This is a genomic window from Azospirillum brasilense, assembly GCF_001315015.1.
GTDB lineage: Bacteria > Pseudomonadota > Alphaproteobacteria > Azospirillales > Azospirillaceae > Azospirillum > Azospirillum brasilense.
In genome coordinates, this window is sequence record NZ_CP012914.1 from 580338 (window position 1) to 601159 (window position 20822).

Annotated in this window: 25 protein-coding genes and 1 riboswitch; of the genes, 14 read left to right on the forward strand and 11 right to left on the reverse strand. The window is 67.2% G+C overall.

Going from position 1 to position 20822, the window contains the following annotated elements:
• Positions 1-13: 13 nt before the first annotated feature.
• Positions 14-1693 carry a methyl-accepting chemotaxis protein gene (locus tag AMK58_RS02615; RefSeq protein ID WP_035675816.1) on the reverse strand — a complete coding sequence of 560 codons (1680 nt, stop codon included), beginning with the start codon at positions 1691-1693 and terminating at the stop codon, positions 14-16.
• 750 nt (positions 1694-2443) lie between these two features.
• Here AMK58_RS02615 and AMK58_RS02620 point away from each other — a divergent pair.
• Positions 2444-2923 carry a hypothetical protein gene (locus AMK58_RS02620; protein ID WP_236778161.1) on the forward strand — a complete coding sequence of 160 codons (480 nt, stop codon included), beginning with the start codon at positions 2444-2446 and terminating at the stop codon, positions 2921-2923.
• Here AMK58_RS02620 and AMK58_RS02625 read toward each other — a convergent pair.
• From AMK58_RS02625 to AMK58_RS02640, 4 genes are all read right to left on the reverse strand, one after another.
• On the reverse strand, positions 2910-3857 hold the full coding sequence (locus AMK58_RS02625) for a homoserine O-succinyltransferase (protein WP_059398582.1): 948 nt from the start codon (positions 3855-3857) through the stop codon (positions 2910-2912). The genes AMK58_RS02620 and AMK58_RS02625 overlap by 14 nt on opposite strands.
• Positions 3858-3906: 49 nt before the next feature.
• Positions 3907-4011, reverse strand: a riboswitch (SAM-I-IV-variant riboswitch).
• A 64-nt stretch (positions 4012-4075) separates the two neighbouring features.
• Entirely contained in the window at positions 4076-4474 is a 399-nt protein-coding gene (locus tag AMK58_RS02630; RefSeq protein WP_035675812.1) for a hypothetical protein, read from the reverse strand.
• Between the two features lie 199 nt (positions 4475-4673).
• Entirely contained in the window at positions 4674-6365 is a 1692-nt protein-coding gene (locus tag AMK58_RS02635) for a HAMP domain-containing methyl-accepting chemotaxis protein (protein ID WP_035675811.1), read from the reverse strand.
• Between the two features lie 235 nt (positions 6366-6600).
• Complete coding sequence (locus tag AMK58_RS02640; protein WP_035675809.1) at positions 6601-7548, reverse strand: AEC family transporter; 948 nt, start codon at positions 7546-7548, stop codon at positions 6601-6603.
• Positions 7549-7695: 147 nt separating this feature from the next.
• Here AMK58_RS02640 and AMK58_RS02645 point away from each other — a divergent pair, with 147 nt between their 5' ends.
• Both AMK58_RS02645 and AMK58_RS02650 read left to right on the forward strand, forming a co-directional pair.
• Positions 7696-8100: a tellurite resistance TerB family protein gene (locus AMK58_RS02645; RefSeq protein WP_059398583.1), complete on the forward strand. Its 405-nt coding sequence runs from the start codon at positions 7696-7698 to the stop codon at positions 8098-8100.
• 11 nt (positions 8101-8111) lie between these two features.
• Positions 8112-8990, forward strand: a complete 879-nt coding sequence (locus AMK58_RS02650; RefSeq protein ID WP_059398584.1) for an NAD(P)-dependent oxidoreductase — start codon at positions 8112-8114, stop codon at positions 8988-8990.
• 5 nt (positions 8991-8995) lie between these two features.
• On the opposite strand, the gene AMK58_RS02655 is transcribed toward AMK58_RS02650, so the two are convergent.
• Entirely contained in the window at positions 8996-9463 is a 468-nt protein-coding gene (locus tag AMK58_RS02655; protein ID WP_051140369.1) for an acetyltransferase, read from the reverse strand.
• Positions 9460-10479 (reverse strand): aspartate-semialdehyde dehydrogenase, encoded by a 1020-nt coding sequence (locus AMK58_RS02660; RefSeq protein ID WP_035675807.1) that lies wholly within the window; start codon positions 10477-10479, stop codon positions 9460-9462. The genes AMK58_RS02655 and AMK58_RS02660 overlap by 4 nt, the downstream gene beginning before the upstream one ends.
• A 132-nt stretch (positions 10480-10611) precedes the next feature.
• On the opposite strand from AMK58_RS02660, the gene AMK58_RS02665 reads away from it, so the two are divergent.
• The 5 genes from AMK58_RS02665 (at position 10612) to AMK58_RS02685 (ending at position 14515) form a co-directional block, all read left to right on the forward strand.
• On the forward strand, positions 10612-10875 hold the full coding sequence (locus AMK58_RS02665; RefSeq protein ID WP_035675805.1) for a hypothetical protein: 264 nt from the start codon (positions 10612-10614) through the stop codon (positions 10873-10875).
• 248 nt (positions 10876-11123) lie between these two features.
• Positions 11124-11513, forward strand: coding sequence for a succinate dehydrogenase, cytochrome b556 subunit (gene sdhC / locus AMK58_RS02670; RefSeq protein WP_014241603.1), 390 nt, complete (start codon positions 11124-11126; stop codon positions 11511-11513).
• An 11-nt stretch (positions 11514-11524) separates the two neighbouring features.
• Positions 11525-11920: a succinate dehydrogenase, hydrophobic membrane anchor protein gene (gene sdhD, locus AMK58_RS02675; protein WP_035675804.1), complete on the forward strand. Its 396-nt coding sequence runs from the start codon at positions 11525-11527 to the stop codon at positions 11918-11920.
• A gap of 6 nt (positions 11921-11926) precedes the next feature.
• The gene (gene sdhA, locus AMK58_RS02680) at positions 11927-13708 is read left to right on the forward strand and encodes a succinate dehydrogenase flavoprotein subunit (protein ID WP_035675802.1); all 1782 of its coding nucleotides are present in this window, start codon (positions 11927-11929) and stop codon (positions 13706-13708) included.
• A 30-nt stretch (positions 13709-13738) separates the two neighbouring features.
• Positions 13739-14515, forward strand: a complete 777-nt coding sequence (locus AMK58_RS02685) for a succinate dehydrogenase iron-sulfur subunit (RefSeq protein WP_014241601.1) — start codon at positions 13739-13741, stop codon at positions 14513-14515.
• An 86-nt stretch (positions 14516-14601) separates the two neighbouring features.
• On the opposite strand, the gene AMK58_RS02690 is transcribed toward AMK58_RS02685, so the two are convergent.
• Positions 14602-14805, reverse strand: a complete 204-nt coding sequence (locus AMK58_RS02690) for a hypothetical protein (RefSeq protein ID WP_035675800.1) — start codon at positions 14803-14805, stop codon at positions 14602-14604.
• A gap of 153 nt (positions 14806-14958) precedes the next feature.
• Between AMK58_RS02690 and AMK58_RS02695 the strand changes: the two genes are divergently transcribed.
• Both AMK58_RS02695 and AMK58_RS02700 read left to right on the forward strand, forming a co-directional pair.
• Positions 14959-15807: a branched-chain amino acid aminotransferase gene (locus AMK58_RS02695; RefSeq protein WP_035675797.1), complete on the forward strand. Its 849-nt coding sequence runs from the start codon at positions 14959-14961 to the stop codon at positions 15805-15807.
• A 140-nt stretch (positions 15808-15947) separates the two neighbouring features.
• Entirely contained in the window at positions 15948-16541 is a 594-nt protein-coding gene (locus AMK58_RS02700) for a hypothetical protein (protein WP_035675794.1), read from the forward strand.
• 13 nt (positions 16542-16554) lie between these two features.
• Here the strand turns inward: AMK58_RS02700 and AMK58_RS02705 are convergent, their stop codons facing one another.
• Together AMK58_RS02705 and AMK58_RS02710 are read right to left on the reverse strand one after the other, a co-directional pair.
• Complete coding sequence (locus AMK58_RS02705) at positions 16555-16896, reverse strand: hypothetical protein (RefSeq protein WP_059398585.1); 342 nt, start codon at positions 16894-16896, stop codon at positions 16555-16557.
• Positions 16897-16970: 74 nt separating this feature from the next.
• Positions 16971-17603 (reverse strand): S24 family peptidase, encoded by a 633-nt coding sequence (locus tag AMK58_RS02710; protein WP_014241596.1) that lies wholly within the window; start codon positions 17601-17603, stop codon positions 16971-16973.
• A 196-nt stretch (positions 17604-17799) separates the two neighbouring features.
• Between AMK58_RS02710 and AMK58_RS02715 the strand changes: the two genes are divergently transcribed.
• From AMK58_RS02715 to AMK58_RS02730, 4 genes are all read left to right on the forward strand, one after another.
• Positions 17800-18165, forward strand: a complete 366-nt coding sequence (locus AMK58_RS02715) for a hypothetical protein (RefSeq protein WP_035675791.1) — start codon at positions 17800-17802, stop codon at positions 18163-18165.
• The gene (locus AMK58_RS02720) at positions 18162-18590 is read left to right on the forward strand and encodes a hypothetical protein (RefSeq protein WP_236778162.1); all 429 of its coding nucleotides are present in this window, start codon (positions 18162-18164) and stop codon (positions 18588-18590) included. The genes AMK58_RS02715 and AMK58_RS02720 overlap by 4 nt, the downstream gene beginning before the upstream one ends.
• Positions 18591-18746: 156 nt before the next feature.
• On the forward strand, positions 18747-19064 hold the full coding sequence (locus AMK58_RS02725; protein WP_137165172.1) for a hypothetical protein: 318 nt from the start codon (positions 18747-18749) through the stop codon (positions 19062-19064).
• A 4-nt stretch (positions 19065-19068) separates the two neighbouring features.
• Positions 19069-19932 (forward strand): portal protein, encoded by an 864-nt coding sequence (locus tag AMK58_RS02730; protein WP_236778163.1) that lies wholly within the window; start codon positions 19069-19071, stop codon positions 19930-19932.
• Between the two features lie 160 nt (positions 19933-20092).
• On the opposite strand, the gene AMK58_RS02735 is transcribed toward AMK58_RS02730, so the two are convergent.
• Positions 20093-20449 (reverse strand): helix-turn-helix domain-containing protein, encoded by a 357-nt coding sequence (locus AMK58_RS02735; RefSeq protein ID WP_079285242.1) that lies wholly within the window; start codon positions 20447-20449, stop codon positions 20093-20095.
• Between the last annotated feature and the right edge of the window lie 373 nt (positions 20450-20822).

A 20822-nucleotide genomic window follows, 5' to 3' on the forward strand; every position in this document is an offset into this window, starting at 1 on the left:
ACCGGACAGCGCCTCAGGCGGCGCGGATCGCCGCCAGGAAGCTCTCCACGTCGCGGCGCAGGTTCTCCGCCTGCGACGCCAGCCCGCCGGCCGCACCCAGCACCTGATGGGCGGCGGCCCCGGTGGTGCCGGCGGCCTCGGTCACCTGGACGATGTTGCTGGACACCTCGCGCGTGCCGATCGCCGCCTGCTGGACGTTGCGCGAGATCTCGTTGGTCGCGGCGGACTGCTCCTCGATCGCGGCGGCGATGGAGGTGGAGATCTCGTTGATCGCCGCGATGGTGCGGCCGATCCCCTCGATGGCGCCGACCGAGCCGGCGGTGGCCTCCTGGATCGCCTGTATCTGCGAGGCGATCTCGTCCGTCGCGCGGGCGGTCTGGTTGGCGAGTTGCTTCACCTCCGACGCGACGACGGCGAAGCCCTTGCCGGCCTCACCGGCGCGGGCCGCCTCGATGGTGGCGTTGAGCGCCAGCAGGTTGGTCTGTCCGGCGATGTTGGTGATGAGCTGCACCACGGCGCCGATGCGGTGCGCGGCGTCGGCGAGCCCGCGCACGGAGTCGGTGGTGCGCCCGGCCTCTTGCACCGCCTGTCCGGCGATGCCGGTGGAGCGGGTGACCTGCGAGCCGATTTCCCCGATGGAGCTGGACATCTCCTCCGCGGCGCTGGCCACCGTCTGCACGTTGGCGCTGGTCTGCTCCGCGGCGGCGGCGGCGTTGGCCGCTTGGTCGTTGGTCTGGCGGGCGGTGACCGCCATGCTCTGGGCGGTGGTGTCCAACTCGGTCGCGGCGGCGGCGACGTTGCGCAGCGCGTCGGCGACCTGCTCCTCGAAGGAGGCGATCAGCCGCTCGACCGCCTCGGTCCGCCGCAGCTTGGCGGCCTGCTCGGCGGCCTGCTCGGCGGCCAGCCGGTCGGCCTCGATCAGCCCGTCCTTGAAGACCTGGACGGCGGTGGCCATGGCGCCGATCTCGTCGCCCCGGCTGGCGAAGGGAATCGCCGTCGTCTTGTCGCCGCCGGCCAGCCGGCGCATCGCCTCGGTCATCGCGCCGATCGGCGAGGAGACCCCGCGGATCATCATCAGCGCGCCGCCCAGGCAGACGGCGACGCCGATGAGCAGCGCGCCGATGAGCATCGTGCTGGACTGGGCGTAGACGGCGTCGGCGTCGTCGCTCGCCTTGGCGGCCCCGCGGTTGTTGTGGTCGATCATGGCGTCGAGAGTCCGCCCGACCTCCTGGAAGCCCTTGTCGGCCGCATCGCGGAACAGGGCGTTGGCGGCGGCGTTCTCGTTGCGCCGCGACAGGGCGGTGATCTGACGCTGCAGCGTCAGATACTGCGCCCATTGCTGCTCGAACTGGGTGAACAGAGCGCGCCCCTCGGCCGTGCGCAGCGTTGCCTCGTAGGTCCGGCGGGCGTTGGCGATGTTGGCTTCCATTTCGTCCATCCTCTTCTCCGCCGCGGCCATTTCCGGCTCGCTGGTGCTGAGGATGTGAGCGCTTTGCAGGATGCGGAAGTTCGACACCGCGTCGTTCACGGTGTTGACCTGCACGACCCGCGGCATCCAGAAGGTGGCGATCTCGGTCGAGCTGTCGTTGACCACCGACAGACGGTTGATTCCAAGGGCGCCAATTCCAGCGAGAAGCAGGGATAGAAACGCAAAAACGGCGAAAGTCTTTGTTCTGACGCTGATGTCATTCATGGTTTGTTTTTCTCTTTTCTGTCGTGTCGGTGGTCAGCTTCCTCGCGCTTTCACCAAAAGAGCATTTTGTATTTTTGTTTTTCTTCGTTGAAAATGATCAATTTTGCAATGAACCGGTTGCGGCAAAATTGTTCATTGTGTGACAGTGAAGGGATGCCTCACATGCTTCCGCACGTCCGGCCGCATGGGTGCGCGGATGGGCAATGCAAAAGCCTACATGTTCTGCGATAAGTTGAAGGATTGGTCGGTGGCCGAGGGGCGACCATGCGGGGAGATTCGTGGGACGTTTCCGAAGACGTTGGTCCGGAAGAAACTGGCGTCCTGCAGTCATCATGGCCGCCGCGCTCCCGCGGGCGGTGAAGGAGACTTCGCTACTCTACCGGTGCAGAGCCTGAACGCCCTCGGGGCACACGGTTTCTAGTGTCGCGTGCGGGCGCTGACCGGTGGTCCCGCGGGGCCCGGACCAAAGGCGGAATGAATGGAGCGCACACCGAGAATGGCCATGTCGTATCCATGCGTAAAAGTGCTGCGCACCGCGTATCTCAGCGTTTCTTACATGATAATACGTATCGTCGCAACATGAGAAAGCGTGCAACCGACGATTGGCCTCGCCGCGAGCGGGGCGCCGTGGGAAGCAAATTCACCTTGGAAATGGAGGCTTCCTCGCCAGGCTTGGGAGAAATCGGCATGGTGCAGCTTGGGGATCGGCTCAAGACCGTGCGCGAATTTCTCGGTGAGACACAAAAAACAATGTCTCGCCGGTTCCGCCTTGGGGAGAACACCTGGCAGTCCTACGAGTTGAACGGCAAGCTTCCGAAGGGAGAAACCCTGGCGGAACTGGCCGCCCTCGGCATCGACATGAACTGGCTGCTGACCGGCCGGGGCAGCATGCGGATGGCGGCCGGCCGGCCGGAGTCCGGCGACGCCGCGCTTCCGCTGTCGCCGCGCGAGTCCGGGTCTGTGCTCGACCTCGCGCTGTTGAGCGAGGCGATCGCCCTCGTTGAGCAGGGGCTGGACGACCTGGGCCGCCGCCTGTCGTCCCGCGCCAAGGGCAATCTTGTGGCGGCCCTGTACGGTCTGGCGTTGGCGGGGGAGGACGGCGGCGGGAGCGGCTCCCGTCCGCCGCGCGTCAGCCCGTCCGCCGCGGCGCATCTGCTCTGGCTCGCCTTGCAGATGGACGACGCGGTGCGGCCGGTGGGGGAGGGGGACGGGGCGGTCAGGCCGCCGTGAGGATGGCCGATCCCCCCGCCGTGCCGATCCGGGCGAGATCGAAGGGCGTCGTCTGGTAGATCCGGTTGATCCAGTTCGCGAACAGCAGATGGGCGTGGCTCCGCCACCGGTTTTCGGGCGGGAGGCTCGGGTCGTCGTCGGGGAAATAGCCGTGGGGAACCGGCGTGGCCGCGTCCTTGGCGACGTCCCGGACATACTCGTTGCGCAGGGTGTCGGTGTCGTACTCGACATGATTGAACATGTGCAGCGACCGGCGGGCGGCGTCCTCCAGCAGGCAGGGGCCGGTCTCCGGGGAATCCAGGAGCACGCGCAGGCCGCTTTCGGGAGGGATGTCCTCCTCGCGCACCTCGGTCCAGCGCGAGACCGGGATGGGCACGCCGTCGGACAGGCCGCACAGATAGGGCGAGGCGGGGGCGCGGTTGCGGTGCCGGTACACGCCGGACGCCTTGCGCGGCAGAAGATGCTTCGGCACGCCGTGGAAATGATGAACGGCGGCCTGCGCCGCCCAGCAGATGTTCAGGCAGGAATGGACGTGGCTCTGCGTCCAGTCGAAGACCGAACACAGCTCGTCCCAATAGGACACCTCCTCGAAGGGCATCGTCTCGACCGGGGCGCCGGTGACGATGAAGCCGTCGAACTTCTCGCGGCGCGCATCCTCCCACGACCGGTAGAAGGCGCTCATGTGGTCGGCCGCGGTGTTGCGCGGCACATGGTTGGTGATCCGGATCAGCGACAGCTCGACCTGAAGCGGCGTGCTGCCGAGAAGGCGCGCGATCTGCGTCTCGGTCCGGATCTTGTCAGGCATCAGGTTGAGCAGGCCGAAGCGCAGGGGCCGGATGTCCTGCCGGATGGCGTCGGCCTCCTGCATGACCATGACGCCCTCGGCCTGGAGGGCGGTGAAGGCGGGAAGATCGTTGGGTATCTTGATGGGCATGACTCGTCCGGCTCCGCTGTCGGTGCATCGGTCGGAACAGACGTCATGGCGAACCCCGTTTGTTTGCCGGTCCGGCCACATCCCCCTTCGGGACGCCACCTTGCTCGGGAAAGCAGGTTGGCGTTGAGCGTCCGCTCAACTCTTGATGCACGGTGCACATTATACGGGCAGCGGCGGCTTGGCAACAGGAGTGGGGCACCGGCGTTGCCATGGTTCCGTCAGGCGGGAAAGGCCGGGTAGAACCATGTGTTGAGCAGGAGCAACAGCGCCCAGAAGCCGATCTCCAGCGTTTCGGTGATCGGCTGGATGCGCCGGATGGCGCCGTAGACATGGACCGCCAGCATCAGCCCGAACACGCCGAACAGAACGTCGAAGGCATAGGCGGTCGCCTCCACCGTCGTCGCGCCGCGCAGCATCAGGAACTCGACGATCAGGATGAACGCCCCGAGGCAGCGACCGAAATAAACGGCGAGGTCGGTGTCCTGCGGGATGCGCCACAGCATCAGTCGTGCCCAGGCGAGCGGCGCGATGAAAATTGGGAGAGCAAAGAAAAACGTCGTGCCTATCATCAGGACAAGCAAATAGGTCTGCGCGTGCTGCGCATAGATGCCCAGCATGGCGGCTCCTCCATTGTGTATTCTTGATGAGACAGTGACCAGTGACGGTCATGGAGTGCCGTGACAGCCGCCGGTTGTCAAACCGATTGCCGAGCGCTTCTTCGAAAGTATGAGGGGACGCGGGACGCCGGAGCCCATGCTGCGGCAAGGCTGCCGGTGAGCGGTCCCGCGGCCGCCCACCCGTCCTGTCTTGCGGTCTTCAGGCGGCCTTGATGGCGACGAGGAAGTTTTCCACCTCGCTCTTCAGGCGCATCGCCCCCTGGTTCAGGTCGCCGGAGGCCGACATCACCTGGGTCGCGGCGCTGCCGGTCTCGGTCGCGGCCTGCGACACGCGGCCGATGTTGCTGGTCACCTCCTGGGTGCTCTGCGCCGCCTGCTGGACGTTGCGGCTGATCTCCTGGGTCGCCGCACCCTGCTCCTCGATGGCGGCGGCGATGGAGGAGGAGATGTCGTTGATCGACGAGATGGTCGCCCCGATCCCGCGGATGGCGCCGACCGCCCCGCCGGTGGCCGCCTGGATGGCGCCGATCTGCTGGGCGATCTCTTCCGTCGCCTTGGAGGTCTGGTTGGCGAGGCTCTTGACCTCGCTCGCCACGACGGCGAAGCCCTTGCCGGCCTCGCCCGCCCGTGCCGCCTCGATGGTGGCGTTCAGAGCCAGCAGGTTGGTCTGGGCGGCGATGTTCTGGATCAGGTCCACCACGTCGCCGATGCGCTGGGCCGCTTCCGACAGCCCCTGCACGGTGGCGTTGGTGCGGTCGGCTTCGTCCACCGCCTTGCCGGCGATGTTGGCCGACTGCGACACCTGCTGGGAAATCTCGGTGATGGAGGCGGCCATCTCCTCCGACGCGGCGGCGACGGTCTGCACGTTGGCGGAGGTCAGTTCGGCCGCCGCCGCCGCGCTGCCCGCCTCGGCCCGCGTGTGCTCGGCGATGTCGGTCATGCTGCGGGCGGTGGTGTCGAGCTGCGACGCCGCGGCGCCCACGGTTTGCAGGACGCTGTGCACCGCGCCGTCGAAGTTGCTGATCAGCGAATCGATCCGCTCGGTGCGGCGGCGCTTGTTCTCCTCCTCGGCGGCCTGGGCGGCGGTCAGGCGCTCCGCCTCGATCAGGCCGTCCTTGAAGACCTGCACCGCGCGGGCCATGGCGCCGATCTCGTCCTGGCGGCCGCCGCCCTCGACCGCGACTCCGAGGTCGCGCCTGGCCAGACGGTCCATGATGGACGTCAGGGCGACGATGGGCCGGGCGACCGACTTCGTCATGGCGATGCCGGCGAACAGGCAGAGGACCGCCACGAACGCGATGGCGCCCAGAATCCAGTTCCGCGCTCCGACATAGGTGGCGCGCCCCGAGTCCGCCGCCTTCGTGGCGTTCTGGACGTTGGAGGTGGTCAGGTCATTGACGAGCGCGGAGCATTCATCGAACGCCTTGCGCGATTCGTCCCGGTAGATGCCTGTGGCCTTCTCGTTCTCGTTGGCTCGTGAGGGGGGAAGCAATTTGCCCTGGCTGATTTTCAGATAGCCATCCCAAGCCGCCTCCCAGCGCCTGAAGGTCTGGGTTTCCCAACCGGGGGCCAGCAGCGGCTCATACTTCCGCCGGGCCTCCGCCAGGCGGTTCAGAACCGTGGTCATCTCCTTTTCGACCTCGGCCATTTCCGCCGGGTAGAGCGCCAGGATGTGGGACGCCTCCAGGATGCGGTAATCGTTGGCCGCACCGTCGATCTCTCCGATGGCGGTGACGCTGGGCAGCCAGTTGGAGCGGATTTCCTCCGCGGCGTGGTTGACGGTGCTCAGCCGGTCGACGGCGAACAGTCCCAGGGCGACTGACATCAGCAGGACACAGACGGTGGCGGCGACCACCTTGGTCCGGATGGTCATGGAACTCAGCATGGACATGGCGCGTATCTCTTTCCCCCGAAACGATGCGGCGGCGATTGATTGTTTTGAGTCTGAACGAAAGGAAGCGGCAGACCAGACGTCCGTGCGTCGGGCGTTGGACTTGCCGGGATCAAATGATGGAGCAGCAAATATTAAGAAAGACGCAAAAATACGCAGGGCGGTCTGCTATGCGTTGTCGCGCGCGCTCTTACTGTTCAGAACGATGAACGGCCGGGAGACGGCAAGCCGAGATTCAGAGGGACGGCGCGTAGGTGGCCAGAAGGAAGGACAGGGTGACCACGCTGGCGATGGTGGACATCAGGATCGCGGTGGAGGTGCGCTCAACATAGATACGGTACTGGCTGGCCACCACGAAGGTCAGGGCGCCGGTGGGCAGGCCGGCGAGGATGATGGCCGACCCGGCCCAGAAGGCGTCCAGCGGGAACAGGGTCTGGATGAGCAGCCAGGCCAGCGCCGGCTGCACCACCAGTTTCAGGGCGCTGATCCAGCCGGCTTCCAGCAGGTTGGCCTTCAGGCTCTGTGTCGCCAGGAACAGGCCGATGGCGAACAGGGCGCAGGGACCGGCGGAGGCGCCCATCAGGTCGCAGTAGATGGCGATCGGGCGCGGCACCGGCACGCCGGACAGGAAGACCGACCAGGCGAGCCCAAGGGCGGTGGAAATGATCAGCGGGTTCTTGACCAGCGCCCGGCCGACGTCGCGCAGCGCCTTGCCGATGCCGCCGCCCTGGCTGTTGGCGAACTCCAGCCAGATCACCGCGATGCCGACCATGATCGCGCTCATGATGACGGTGGCGAGGATGGCCGGGGCCAGACGGTCCGGGCCGAAAGCGGCCAGGAACAGCGGAATGCCCATGTAGCCGGTGTTGGAGAAGCAGGCGTTCAGCCCCTGCATGCACTGGATCTGCGTGCGCTCCCGGTGGATCAGCCAGCCGAGCAGGGCGCCCAGCGCGTAGACCGCCAGCATCGAACCGAGGAAGGCGCCGATGAAGGGACCGTTGAAGATCTCCGGCAGTGAGCGCTTGGCCGTTCCGAGGAACAGCACCGGCGGCAGGGCCATCCAATAGACAAACTTGTTCAGCGCCTCCGACGAGGCGGGACCGAGAAGCTTCGCCTTACCGGAAAGGACGCCCGCCAGGATGATGGCGAAGACCGGGAGCGCCACATTGAAGACCACCGACATGGGAGGCGACCTTAAGGGGCAACCCGTCCTCTGTCGAGGGACCCACCCGTCCGTCGCAGGCATAGCTCCCTTGCCGGCGCTCCCTCCCTTGACGGCGCGCGGGGGGCGGGCAAGATTGGGCGGGGCCCTTTTTCCGCAGGAGTTTCGATGATCAACCATCACAGCGCGCTCATCTACGTCATGGTGCTGGTGTCGGCGTGCGACGGCGACATGACGGACGCGGAGCTTGAGGCCATCGGCGAGAACGTCCGCTACCTGCCGATCTTCAAGGATTTCGACATCGACCGGCTGACCGACGTGACCCGCGAATGCTCCGGCCTGCTGGCCGACGCCGACGGGCTGGAGACGACGCTCCAGATCGTCAAGGAGGCCATTCCGTCCAAGCTGTCCGAGACCGCCTACGCGCTCGCCTGCGACATCGCGGCGGCGGATCCGTCGGCCTCGCAGGAGGAGCTGCGCATGCTGGAGCTGCTCCGGCACAAGCTGGGCGTGGACCGGCTGTGTGCCGCCGCCATCGAACGCGGCGCGCGGGCGCGCCACACCCGCCTGTGACGGCCGGGGATATGACCGGGCCGGGCGGTCTGGCGGGACGGACGGTCGGCGTCATCGGGCTGGGCCTGATGGGCCGGCCGATGGCCCGCAATCTGGCGAAGGCCGGTGCCGCCCTGGTGATCAGCAGCCGCAGCCCCGGCCCGGTCGAGGAACTGGCGGCCGAGGGCATGAGCCCCGCCGCCAATCCCGCCGAGGTCGCGGCCCGCGCCGATTCCATCGTTCTGATGCTGTCGGACACGGTGGCGGTCGAGGCGGTGGCGGCATCCCTGATGGACGCGCTGCGGCCCGGCCATCTCGTCATCGACATGGGCACCACGGCGGTCGGGGCGACCCGTAAGCTGGCCGAGGCCGTCCGCGCCAAGGGCGCCGACTGGGTGGACGCCCCGGTGTCCGGCGGCACGGTGGCGGCGGAGGCCGGCACCCTGACCATCATGGCCGGCGGCACGGAGGAGGCCTTCGCCCGCGCCCTGCCGCTGTTCCAGGCGATGGGCCAACGCATCACCCATGTCGGCGACAGCGGGGCGGGGCAGGTCGCCAAGATGGCGAATCAGGTGATCGTCGCGCTGAGCATCGGCGCGGTGGCGGAAGCCCTGGCGCTGGCCAAGGCGGCGGGGGTGGAACCGGGCAAGGTCCGCGACGCCATCCGCGGCGGCTTCGCCGAGTCGCGCATCCTGGAGCTGCACGGCCAGCGCATGGTCTCCGGCGACTTCACGCCGGGCGGCCGTGTGCTCACCCAGATCAAGGATCTGAAGCAGGCGGAGGAGCTGGCGGAGCAGTCCGGCATCCAGCTTCCCGCGCTGGGCCTCAGCCTGGAGTTGTTCGAGCTGCTGGCCGAGCAGGGCGACGGCGGGCTGGACCATTCCGCCCTCTACCGGCTGTTCGTCAAGTAAGCCCTTCAGGCTCCGGTTGGGTCGCTCCGGCCGGAGCCGTCAAGGGCGAGATGCAGCAGGGGAAACGGGCGGCCGCTGTCATCCAGCGCGGAACGCCCGACCTCCCGGAAGCCGAGACGGCGATAGAAGGCCCGGGCGGCGCTGTTCTGCTCGTTCACGTCGACTGTCAGCTCCGGCCCACCCTCCAGGGCGCGGGCGACCAGGGCACGGCCGATCCCCCGGCCGTGCCACGCCGGATCGACGAACAGCGTGTCGATCTTTCGTCCGGTCATGCCAAGGAAGCCGGCCGGCCGGTCGTCGCCGTCCACCGCGACCAGCAGCGCCGCCGCCGGAAGATACTGGTCACGCACGAGGTCGGCGTAGAAGGCGATGTCCTCCTCGCTCAGGAAGTCGTGCGTGCTGCGCACCGCGGCGAGCCAGACGGCGAACAGCGCTGGGGCGTCGTCCGGGCGGGAGGAGCGGATCGGGATCACGCGTCGAGATACTCCTTCACCAGCAGCTCGGCGATCTGCACGGCGTTGAGCGCGGCGCCCTTGCGCAGGTTGTCGGTGGACGCCCAGAAGGACAGGCCGTTGTCCACGGTGTAGTCCTCGCGGATGCGGCTGACGAAGACCGGGTCGTCGCCGGCAACCTCGACCGGGGTGATGTAGCCGTCGTTCTCCTGCTGGTCGATCACCTGCATGCCCGGCGCCTTGCGCAGGATGCGGCGGGCCTCCTCGGCGGTCACCGGCTCCACGCACTCGATGGTGATGGCGGCGGAATGGCCGATAAAGACGGGGACGCGGACGCAGGTCGCGCTCACCTTGATCTTGGGGTCGAGGACCTTCTTCGTCTCGACGTTCAGCGCCCACTCGTCCCGCGTCGCGCCGTCCTCCATGAAGGGGCCGATGTGCGGGATGATGTTGAAGGCGATCTGCTTGGAGAAGACGGACTTCTGCACCGGGTCGTTCACGTAGATGGCGCGGGTCTGGCTGAACAGCTCGTCCATGCCTTCCTTTCCGGCATCCGAGGCCGCCTGGTAGGTGGAGACGACGACGCGGCTCACCGTGAATTGCCCGTGCAGGGGCTTCAGCGCCATGGCCAGCAGGATGGCAGCACCGCCGGGGCTGGCGACGATGTTCCTCTTCGCGTAGCCGGCGAGCGCGTCGCCGTTGACCTCCGGGACCACCAGGGGGACGTCGGGGTCCATGCGGAACTGCGGGCTGGCGTCGATCACCACGGCGCCCGCCGCGGCGGCGCGCGGCGCGTGGGCCGCCGAAACCTTGGCGTCCGCGGCGAACAGCGCGATGTCCACGCCCGTGAAGTCGAAGCGGCCGACGTCCTCGACCTTCAGCACCGCGTCCTCGCCGAAGGACACCTCCTTGCCGACCGCGCTGTCGGCGGCCAGGGCGATCACCGCGTCGGCCGGGAACCGGCGGTCGGCGAGGGTGGTCAGCATTTCCCGTCCGACGTTGCCGGTGGCGCCGACGACCGCGACTGTGTAGCCCATGGCGGTTAATCCCTGTGATCTGCGGTGCGAAGAGGGCTTGAGGTATGCGGTTCCCAATGGAATTGCAACAGCGCCCGCGTTGTGACACCGTGTCCGCCCTATCACGAACGACCGCGACCGGCACACCGGGGCATGGCCACTCCGCTCGAAGACATCATTGCCAAGGCGATCAAGGACGCGGACAAGTCCTTCTTCAACGAGGACTACACCAAGCAGGCGCGTTCGGTGATGACCGCGCTGAAGAAGGCCGGCTACGAGGTCGCGCCGGTCCGCCCGCCCGAGGGGCTGGTGGAGTGGGCCAAGGAGAACATTCCCTTCGGCCGGCTGCGTCCGGCGGAGCTGATTACCCAGATGTATTCGATGATGGTGGAGAATGTTCGCCGCTTCGACAAGTAATAGGCTGAACGGCGAAACCGGGTTTCGGCCCTGGTAATACCAGCTGCAGCAAAGCCCGTTAGTTTTCAGGCACTTCCCGCGGTGCGCCATTTTGGCCACGGCCAAGTCCCTGCCGTTGACTCGTGTGCGGTAGAGGCGTAATTCAATCGCCAAACACAGCAGGGCTTAAAACTTTCGGTCTCGCATCACCCGCCGTCGCGGCAACAGCCCTCCTTGCCGCGACCGGTCGCCGAACTGAGGACGACGCAATGGCAAACGGCAGCGGTCGGCCGCTCTCTCCGCATCTGCAAGTCTACAAACTCCCCAGGACCGCGCTCCTGTCCATCACGCACCGCATCACGGGCGTGGGGCTGGCCGTCGGGACCCTTCTGCTGACCTGGTGGCTGGTCGCCGCCGCCACCAGCCCTGCCGCGTATGAGCGCGCGCAGCACTTCATCGGCTCCTTCTTCGGGCTGCTGCTGATGTTCGGCTGGTCGCTGGCGCTCTACTATCACCTGTGCAACGGCATCCGGCATCTGGTGTGGGACGCCGGCAAGGCGTTCGAGCTGAGCGAGGCCGACCGCGGCAACCAGATCGTCATCGGTGCGGCGGCCGTGCTGACCGTGCTGACCTGGATCATCGGCCTGGCCGTGTGGTGAGGAGAGAAGACATGGCGTCCAACAGCAAGACCCTCCGCTCGCCGCTGCAGATCGCGCGCGGCCTGGGCTCCGCCAAGCACGGCACCGAGCATTGGTGGCACCAGCGCGTCACCGCCATCGCCCTGGTTCCGCTGACCATCTGGTTCGTCTTCGGGGTGATCCGCCATCTGGGCGCCGACCACGCGGCCTTCGTCGCGTGGCTGCAGTCGCCCTTCTCGGCGCTGATGATGGTGCTGACCGCCGTGGTCACCTTCCACCACGCCCAGGCCGGGCTGCAGGTGGTGATCGAGGACTACGTGCACAACGAGATGGCGAAGATCCTGAGCATCCTGGCCGTGAAAGCCCTGTGCTTCGTGCTGGGTGCCGCCTGCGTCATCGCCGTCCTCAAGATTTCGTTCGGAGCCTGACGAGCCATGGCCGCCTACGATATTATCGATCATTCCTATGACGTCGTCGTCGTCGGTGCCGGCGGTGCGGGCCTGCGCGCCACCTTCGGCATGGCCGAGAAGGGCCTGAAGACGGCGTGCATCACCAAGGTCTTCCCGACCCGTTCGCACACCGTGGCCGCCCAGGGCGGCATCTCGGCGGCGCTCGGCAACATGAGCGAGGACGACTGGCGCTTCCACATGTACGACACCGTCAAGGGGTCGGACTGGCTGGGCGACCAGGACGCCATCGAGTACATGTGCCGCGAGGCCATCCCGGCGATCATCGAGCTGGAGCACTACGGCGTGCCCTTCTCGCGCACGCCGGAAGGCAAGATCTACCAGCGCGCCTTCGGCGGCATGACCGCCCATTACGGCAAGCAGCAGGCTTATCGTACCTGCGCCGCCGCCGACCGCACCGGCCACGCCATCCTGCACACGCTCTACCAGCAGTCGCTGAAGCATGAGGCGGAGTTCTTCGTCGAGTATTTCGCGCTCGACCTCATCATGGAGGACGGTGTCTGCAAGGGCGTGGTGGCCTGGAACCTCGACGACGGCACCATCCACCGCTTCCGCGCCCAGCTCGTCGTTCTGGCGACGGGCGGCTACGGCCGCGCCTACTTCTCCGCCACCTCGGCCCACACCTGCACGGGCGACGGCGGCGGCATGGTGCTGCGCGCCGGCCTGCCGCTGCAGGACATGGAGTTCGTGCAGTTCCACCCGACCGGCATCTACGGCTCCGGCTGCCTCATCACCGAGGGCGTGCGCGGCGAGGGCGGCTACCTCACCAACTCCAACGGCGAGCGCTTCATGGAGCGCTACGCGCCGTCGGCCAAGGACCTCGCCTCGCGCGACGTGGTGTCCCGCTCGATGACCATCGAGATCCGTGAAGGCCGCGGCGTCGGTGAGCACAAGGACCACATCCACCTGCACCTGGAGCATCTCCCGCCGGAGATCATCCACCAGCGCCTGCCCGGCATCGCCGAGACGGCCAAGATCTTCGCCGGCGTGGACGTCACCAAGGAGCCGATCCCGGTTCTACCGACGGTGCACTACAACATGGGCGGCATCCCCACCAACTTCCGGTGCGAGGTGGTCAACCCGACCGCCGAGGACCCGGATCGCGTGGTGCCCGGCCTGATGGCCATCGGCGAAGCGGCCTGCGTGTCGGTGCACGGCGCGAACCGCCTGGGCTCCAACTCGCTGCTCGACCTCGTGGTGTTCGGCCGTTCGGCGGCCATCCGCGCCGCCGAGATCGTCGAGAAGGGCAAGTCGGTGTCGTCGTCCGCCGCCGCGACCGACGTCGCCCTGGAGCGCTTCGACCGCATCCGCAACGCCAAGGGCTCCATCAAGTCGTCGGAGCTTCGCCTGGAAATGCAGCGGACCATGCAGAACAACTGCGCGGTCTTCCGCACCGGCGAGGTGCTGGAGGAGGGCGTCAAGCTCATCGACCAGACCTTCGCCAAGAAGAGCGACATGGCAATCAGCGACCGTTCGCTGGTCTGGAATTCCGACCTCGTCGAAGCCATCGAGCTGGACAACCTGCTGTACCAGGCGGTCGCCACGCTCCACTCGGCGAAGAACCGGCCGGAGAGCCGCGGCGCCCACGCCCGCGAGGACTATCCGGACCGCGACGACGAGAACTGGATGAAGCACACCGTCATCGAGGTGTCGGACAAGGGCGAGACGAAGATCGGGTACCGCCCGGTCCATCTCTACACCCTGACCGACGAGGTGCAGGTGTTCCCGCCCAAGGCCCGCGTCTACTAAGGCGGCAAGAGCAAGGCAAGGATACGAACCATGGTCGAATTCAACCTGCCCGCCAATTCCAAGGTCGGCGTCGGCAAGACCATCAACGCCGCCAGCGGCGCCAAGCGGGCGAAGACCTTCAAGATCTACCGCTGGTCGCCGGATGACGGGCAGAACCCGCGGGTCGACACCTATGTCGTCGACCTCGACAAGTTCGGCCCGATGATCCTGGACGCGATCATCTACATCAAGAACAACATCGACTCGACCCTGACCTTCCGGCGGAGCTGCCGCGAGGGCATCTGCGGGTCCTGCGCGATGAACATCGACGGCACCAACACGCTGGCCTGCCTGAAGGCCATCGAGGAGGTGAAGGGCGACGTCAAGATCTACCCGCTGCCGCACATGCCGGTGGTCAAGGATCTCGTCCCCGACCTGAAGCACATCTACGCCCAGCTCGCCTCGATCAAGCCGTGGCTGCAGTCGCAGTCGCCGGCCCCGAGCCGCGAGCGCCTGCAGTCGCCGGAGGACCGCGCCAAGCTGGACGGCCTCTACGAGTGCATCCTGTGCTTCTGCTGCTCGACCTCCTGCCCCAGCTACTGGTGGAACGGCGACCGCTACCTCGGCCCGTCGATCCTGCTCCAGGCCTACCGCTGGATCGTGGACAGCCGCGACGAGATGACGGGCGAGCGCCTCGACAACCTCGAGGACCCGTTCCGCCTCTACCGCTGCCACACCATCATGAACTGCACCAAGGCGTGCCCGAAGGGCCTCAACCCGGCCAAGGCCATCGCCGAGATCAAGAAGCTGATGGTTCAGCGCCGCTGATCCGTCCGTTTCGGTTCACCGATGAAGAACGGGGCGCCTCCGCAAGGGGGCGCCCCGTTTTCTTTGGCCCGTCGCGTCGTTGCGGCTCAGGCGAAGTCGGGATCGGTGGGCCGGGACGGCGGCAGGTCGTCGTTGGGCAGGGGGGAGGGCATGTCCTCCTGCGGGCCGGGGGTCGGCAGGTCCGGGTTGTCGGTCAGGGGCCCCGGGGTGGGAACGTCCTGGCCCGGCGGCGGGAAGGGCGGGGCCGCGCGCAGCGGCTGCGGAAAGGCGCTCGAATAGGTCCAGCCCATGGATCGGTCGCTCCCGAAGTGATGAGGGTGTCCTGCATCAACCGTCCGGCTGGCCCGTCTGCGCAGGTTGACCGGCGGCGATGAGGGGGTATGCTTTTCGAGGGAGCGAATCATCCGGATAGAACCAACCCGAAGCCAAAAAGGGAGAAGATCATGGGCAGCACGGCCGGCCAGGCGCTGAGCTACATCCAGGGCGAATGGATCGCGGGCAACCCCGCCATCGTCGGCCCGATGACTCACGCGCTCTGGCTGTCTTCGGTCGTTTTCGACGGCGCCCGCGCCTTCCAGGGCGTGGCCCCGGACCTCGACCGCCACTGCGCCCGCGTCGTGCGCTCGGCCCAGGTGATGGGCCTCGCCCCCATGCTGACCGCCGGGGAGATCGAGGAGCTGTGCTGGGACGGCATCCGCCGCTTCCCCAAGGAGGCCGAGCTGTACATCCGGCCGATGTTCTACGCGGAGGAGGGCTTCGTCGCGCCCGACGCCGAGAGCACGCGCTTCGTCCTGTCGGTCTACGAGGCGCCGCTGCCCAGCGCCGCCGGCTTCACCGCCGGACTGTCCAGCCGCCGCCGTCCGGTGCCGGACATGGCGCCGACCGAGGCCAAGGCCGCCTGCCTCTACCCCAACGCCGGGCTGGCGCTGAAGGAGGCGCGGGAGCGCGGCTTCGACAACGCCATCATGCTCGACCCCATCGGCAACGTGGCGGAATTCGCGACGGCCAATCTGTTCATCGCCAAGGACGGGGTGGTGCGCACGCCGGTGCACAACGGCACTTTTCTCAATGGCATCACCCGCCAGCGCGTGATCGCCCTGTTGCGCGACGACGGCGTGGCGGTGGAGGAGGCCACCCTAAGCCCCCGTGATGTGCTGGAGGCGGACGAGGTCTTTTCGACCGGCAATTACGCGAAGGTGGTGCCAGTCACCCGCGTCGAGGAGCGCACCCTGCAACCCGGCCCCCTGGCGGCGCGGGCGCGGGCGCTCTATTGGGAGTTCGCCTTCCGCTGATGGCATCGAATGACCCGGATTGCCGGATTTCGGGCGGTATGCGGCCCGAAATCCGGCTTGATGGACGGCCTGTTCCGCGGCATGATTCCTCCGAAACGGTGAGTCGGTCCGTCGAAGGACTCTGTCGAGGGGGAACGGGCATGCAGTTCCGCGAACGGCGCCGCGTGATCCAGGTGATCCGCACCGTCTACGATCCGGATCTGAAGCGCGGGCGGTCGGAACTGGTCGGAAAGATCGACAAGGCTGCGCCCCTGGTTACCGACAAGCTCCAGAAAAGCTGCACGCCCGAGGAGTTGTCGGAGATCCTCACCTATTTGGACGACCGCCACAACCGCCTGCGCAACGAGGCGGTGCGCGCCGGGGCGGAAACCCTGCCGGCCCAGATGCGGGGGGCGGCGGAGTATTTCCGCACCCACCGCGACGACGATGCGCGGGCCTTCGCCATGGAAATCCGCTTGGCGTGGGAGGAGTTGAAGACCGCCTTGCGCGAGTCCGGTTTTTCAAAAAGCAAGCTCCTGAAGAAGGCCGCGGAGAGGGCTGAGGCGCCAACGCTCGCCGTTTCGACGGTTGCCGTGCAGGTCGCTGCGGAGGAGGTGGCCGAGCCGGCGGAGGTTCCGCCAGCCAAGGCGTTTGTTCGCAAGCCGCGCGCAAGGAAGGCAAAGACCGCCCGTGTCGTTGCCCTGAACACAGAGGTTTCCAAAACGGACGAGACCGGCGCTCCTCCGGCCGCGTGAAGGCGACCCCGGCTCAAGCCTCCGCAAGGAACAGGATGCTGGCGGCGTTGCGGTGGTAGGCCAAAGCGGCGGCGAGGCGGGACAGCCAAGCGTCGCCAGCGGTCCGGTCGGCGGGCAGGGTGCGGCGGCGTTGCGCCGCGCCTTGCCGGGCCTCGGCGGCCAAGCGGTCGTGCAGGCGAAGCATTGCGGCGCGGGCCAGAGTGGCGTGCCGGTCCGTTCCATCGAGAAGCGCCGTCCGAAGCACGCCGCGGGGCGGCGTGTCGTCGTGACGGCGTTCGAGTTCATCCAAACGATGTGAAATGAGGGCCAGCGGGGCGGGGAATGGACGCGGCTGCGCCCCGGCGGATCCGGTCATCCTCGGACGTTAAGCCTTCAGATGACCAATGTAAAGGACAATCATCCTAGGACAGGGTGCCGCAGGGCTGACGCTTACTGGCTTGCCCAGACGATGCGGGCCATCCAGGCCACCTCGGCGCGCGGGATGCTGCGGTCCGGGTGGGCGCGGTTTATGGAGATCAGCTCGATCTTCGTGGCGGTTTCGCGGAGGAGCTGCTTCGCCATCACCTCGCCACCCTTGGTGCGGACGACGACGCGGTCGTTGCGCCGGATCTGCGCGGCGGGAGAAACGATGATGGTGTCGCCGTCGCGGTAGACGGGGTCCATGCTGTCCCCCGCGATCTCCAGAGCGTAGGCGTGCGGATCGCCGATGCTGGGGAACAGAAGCTCGTCCCAGCCCACACCCGAAGGAAAGCCGGCGTCGTCGAAGAAACCCGCGTTGCCCGCCTGCGCATAGCCGATGACCGGCACCCGCTGGAGCGAGCCGGCGCCGGCGGCATCGCCGACGAGGCTGACGAACTCCGACAGCGATGCGCCGGTCGCCTCCAGAACCTTGGACACGCTTTCCGTCGAAGGCCAGCGGAGCTTGCCGTCACCGGTGGTCCGCTTGCTCTTGTTGAAGGTCGTCGGGTCGAGCCCCGCGCGCCGCGCGAGCCCGGAGGCCGACAGCCCGTGCTGGGCCGCGAGGCGGTCGATCGCCCGCCAAATGTCCGCATGTTTGAGCATGGGAGGATAATCACATAAGCAAGCCGGCGCGTCCCTAGGAACCTATTCATATTTTCCTTGACGAAGGATTTTAATCAGTACATAACGTGAACAAGAGTTCGCCAGCCGCGCGTGCCGCGGCCCATCCGGCGCTCCGCCCGAGAGCGAAGTTGCGCCCGCGAACCCAAGAGCTGCAATTCCCAGGGAGACCTCACGCATGGTCCAGCGCCGCAACATGTTCATGGTCCTGTCCGAAGCCGTCGGGGAACCGTTCGGCAGCGCGGAGGAGGCATGGTTCTGGTCGGTCCAGGCGCAGGACGCCAAGGCCGCCGGCGCGCGTATCGCCGCCGGGCGGGGATTGGTTCAACGTCCTTGCGAGCCCGGCGATGTGCTGTGCGCGGTGGACCGGCTGTACCGTCGCCGCCTGCTGATCCGCGATCATCTGCACGTGCTGGTCCACTACGGGCGCCGCTTGATGGCGCCGGACCCGGCGCGGTACCGCGAGCAGCGCGCCCATACCCTGTGGCAGGAGGCGTTCGACCGGCTCCGCCCGGTGCTGCGCGAGAAGGGGATCGTCCAGTGAGCACGCCGATGCCTCAGCCCTGCCGGGTGGGGCCCTGCCGTGCGGGAGCGGATGCGCCGCGCGTCTGGGTGGTCTTCCGGGGCGAGGCGGAGCTGTGGTGGCTGCGCCTGCTGAAGCCGGGATTCCGCCACTGCTTCGCGTTGCTGCACGACGGGCACCGCTGGGTGGTCGTCGATCCGCTCTCGCCCTTCACCGACGTGTCGGTCCTTGATCTGCCCGCCGCCTTCGATCTGCCGGGCTGGTACCGTGGGTTGGGCATGGCGGTGACCCCGGCACCGGTGCGGCGCGGCCTGACCCGCCCGGCTCCCTGGGCGCCCTTCACCTGTGTCGAGGCGGTCAAGCGCCTTCTGGGGCTCCACGCGCCCGGCGTTCTGACGCCCTGGCAGCTTTACCAGCGCCTGACGCGGCCCGCTGCCGCGGTCTGAACCCACGCCGCCGGTCCGTTCCGCCTGCTGTCTCCCTGTCTCACAACGAACAAGGAAACCCCGCCCATGGCGAACCTGTTCAAGGCGCCTCGGCCAGCGCCTCCCCCCGCCCCCGCTCCGGACCCCGCGCCCGGCCCTCAGCCCGCACCGCTCCCCGTGCCCGAACCGGCCCCGGCGCCCGTGGAGGCCCCGGCGCCGGTTCCCGTCACGCCCCCCTGGTGGAACACGGCCCCGGAACCGGTTCCGGAACCCGCCGCCCCGGTGGTTGAGACCCCGGCTCCCGCGGTTCCGCCTGCTGCCGACCCGACCACCCCGGCTCCGACCACCGAGGAGGAGAAGGACCCGGCCAAGGCCGCCGAGGCGCTGATCCAGCGGCGCAACCGGGGACGGGCGGGGACGGTCCAGACCTCGTGGCGGGGCGCGCTGGATGTCGGCGCGCTGGTGCCGCTGCGCAAGCGCCTGTTGGGGGAGTGAGGCCATGGGGGATACCGCGTACGATGCCGCGCCGAGCATCGGTCAGGCTCGCAGCAAGGGGGATGCCGCTTCCGTGTCGCCGAACGGGCCGAAGCGTCTGCTGGAACGCTACCGGGCGGCGCGGGAGCGCCGGTCGGTCTGGGAAAGCCACTGGCAGGAATGCTACGACCACGCCCTGCCCAACGGGCGGCCCTTCCGCGGAGGCGGCACCCCCGGCGAGCGGCGGGTGGACCGTCTGTTCGACGGGACCGCGCCCGATGCGGTGGAACAGCTCGCCGCCAGCCTGCTCGCCGAGCTGACCCCGCCCTGGTCGCGCTGGTTCGGGCTGCAGCCCGGCCCCTCGCTGCCGGACGGAGAGCGCGACCGCGTGGCCCCGATGCTCGACCGCGCCGCCGGCATCGTGCAGGCGCATGTCGACCGCTCCAACTTTGCCGTCGAGATCCATCAGGCCTTCCTGGACCTCGTGACGGTGGGCACCGCCTGCCTGCTGATGGAGGAGGCCCCGCCCGGCGCCGCGTCCAGCCTGCGCTTCACCGCGGTGCCGTTGGCCGAAGCGGTGCTGGAGGAGGGGGCGGACGGGCGGCTGGACGGCACCTTCCGGCGCAGCGAGGCGACTCTGGCCCAGATCGAGCGCCGCTTTCCCGGCGTGACCATCCCGGACGAAGTGCGGGAACGCGGCGCCGCGGAGCCGGACAGCCGCTTTCCGCTGGTCGAGGCGGTGCTGCCGGACGGGCTGGCCTACCATTGGACGGTGGTGCTGGACAGCGGGCTGGCCGAGCCCGCCACGTTGGCCGAGGGACGCTTCGCGCAATCGCCGTTCCATGTGTTTCATGTGATGGGAGTGCGCTACGACAGAGAAAATGCTTAACTCGCAATTTTGTAGCGCAAATGGACCGCTACATAACGGTCCGTGTTGGAGGCAACTGATATCACTTCGAAGCTAGCGATCCTTGGAGCGTGAGACTCCGTGCGAATTTCCAATTCGCACGAAGTCGAGCGCAACCAATGTACCTACGGAATGGGTATGGTTAGGGGCGGCTTCTGCGCCTTTGCGCCAAAACTTCCACTTGTCGAACTGCAATCTCCAGGTCGGCGTCGGCAAGGCTGTCAGACAGAGTGAGCAGCTGAGCGCGCAGTTCGGCCCTCCAGGGTGACATTGTAGGCACAGTTTCCGCGTTCTCAAATAGACTGGCGAGCGGCAGGTCGAGCGTACGACCGATTTGCTCCAGCATGTCTAGACTCGGAAAAGACTTGCCTCGTTCCAGGTTCGAGACCGTTTCGACAGTGCGAGCAACGGCTTCAGCAACCTGTTCCTGCGTAAGGTTCAGGGCCATGCGCCGTGCTCGCACTCGCATTCCGATAAGGCGTTTCAGGTCGTGAGCCATGACCCGAACTGTCGTTTCGGGCAAATGGCTTGACCATAGGTCAGCGTTTCGGCTTATCTCTAAAACCCGAAAATCAACGTCGGGCTGCGGAATTTGTGGTGCGCTTCCCGCGCCGACCCTTTCCGCATGCTTGCACAGGAGCTCAGCGTCGCGAAATGGTAGCAGCGGAACAGTTTAAATCAGCATGGGACCAAACGCTTGAGTGGCTGAAGGGTTGTGACCGGCCAGCTTGGGACGGATATGAGGTCGGTCTGCTATTGCAGCGAGCTGGAGTCAAATTCAATTGGCGCCTGATCGCTCGATCGGTTGATACCAATGAACGGGAATGGCGCGAGGCGCAGCAAGCGTGGCTGGACAAATTGCTGGCCTTAGG

Excerpts from the sequence above, each read along its gene's own strand:
- AMK58_RS02635 (WP_035675811.1), bottom strand. The coding sequence starts at position 6,365 with ATGTCCATGCTGAGTTCCATGACCATCCGGACCAAGGTGGTCGCCGCC.
- AMK58_RS02645 (WP_059398583.1), top strand. The coding sequence starts at position 7,696 with ATGATCAACCATCACAGCGCGCTCATCTACGTCATGGTGCTGGTGTCG.
- AMK58_RS02730 (WP_236778163.1), top strand. The coding sequence starts at position 19,069 with ATGGGGGATACCGCGTACGATGCCGCGCCGAGCATCGGTCAGGCTCGC.
- AMK58_RS02705 (WP_059398585.1), bottom strand. The coding sequence starts at position 16,896 with ATGACCGGATCCGCCGGGGCGCAGCCGCGTCCATTCCCCGCCCCGCTG.
- AMK58_RS02615 (WP_035675816.1), bottom strand. The coding sequence starts at position 1,693 with ATGAATGACATCAGCGTCAGAACAAAGACTTTCGCCGTTTTTGCGTTT.
- AMK58_RS02660 (WP_035675807.1), bottom strand. The coding sequence starts at position 10,479 with ATGGGCTACACAGTCGCGGTCGTCGGCGCCACCGGCAACGTCGGACGG.
- AMK58_RS02735 (WP_079285242.1), bottom strand. The coding sequence starts at position 20,449 with ATGGCTCACGACCTGAAACGCCTTATCGGAATGCGAGTGCGAGCACGG.
- sdhC (WP_014241603.1), top strand. The coding sequence starts at position 11,124 with ATGGCAAACGGCAGCGGTCGGCCGCTCTCTCCGCATCTGCAAGTCTAC.
- AMK58_RS02700 (WP_035675794.1), top strand. The coding sequence starts at position 15,948 with ATGCAGTTCCGCGAACGGCGCCGCGTGATCCAGGTGATCCGCACCGTC.
- AMK58_RS02715 (WP_035675791.1), top strand. The coding sequence starts at position 17,800 with ATGGTCCAGCGCCGCAACATGTTCATGGTCCTGTCCGAAGCCGTCGGG.
- AMK58_RS02630 (WP_035675812.1), bottom strand. The coding sequence starts at position 4,474 with ATGCTGGGCATCTATGCGCAGCACGCGCAGACCTATTTGCTTGTCCTG.
- AMK58_RS02625 (WP_059398582.1), bottom strand. The coding sequence starts at position 3,857 with ATGCCCATCAAGATACCCAACGATCTTCCCGCCTTCACCGCCCTCCAG.
- AMK58_RS02690 (WP_035675800.1), bottom strand. The coding sequence starts at position 14,805 with ATGGGCTGGACCTATTCGAGCGCCTTTCCGCAGCCGCTGCGCGCGGCC.
- AMK58_RS02650 (WP_059398584.1), top strand. The coding sequence starts at position 8,112 with ATGACCGGGCCGGGCGGTCTGGCGGGACGGACGGTCGGCGTCATCGGG.
- sdhA (WP_035675802.1), top strand. The coding sequence starts at position 11,927 with ATGGCCGCCTACGATATTATCGATCATTCCTATGACGTCGTCGTCGTC.
- AMK58_RS02620 (WP_236778161.1), top strand. The coding sequence starts at position 2,444 with ATGTCTCGCCGGTTCCGCCTTGGGGAGAACACCTGGCAGTCCTACGAG.
- AMK58_RS02710 (WP_014241596.1), bottom strand. The coding sequence starts at position 17,603 with ATGCTCAAACATGCGGACATTTGGCGGGCGATCGACCGCCTCGCGGCC.
- AMK58_RS02640 (WP_035675809.1), bottom strand. The coding sequence starts at position 7,548 with ATGTCGGTGGTCTTCAATGTGGCGCTCCCGGTCTTCGCCATCATCCTG.
- sdhD (WP_035675804.1), top strand. The coding sequence starts at position 11,525 with ATGGCGTCCAACAGCAAGACCCTCCGCTCGCCGCTGCAGATCGCGCGC.
- AMK58_RS02685 (WP_014241601.1), top strand. The coding sequence starts at position 13,739 with ATGGTCGAATTCAACCTGCCCGCCAATTCCAAGGTCGGCGTCGGCAAG.
- AMK58_RS02665 (WP_035675805.1), top strand. The coding sequence starts at position 10,612 with ATGGCCACTCCGCTCGAAGACATCATTGCCAAGGCGATCAAGGACGCG.
- AMK58_RS02695 (WP_035675797.1), top strand. The coding sequence starts at position 14,959 with ATGGGCAGCACGGCCGGCCAGGCGCTGAGCTACATCCAGGGCGAATGG.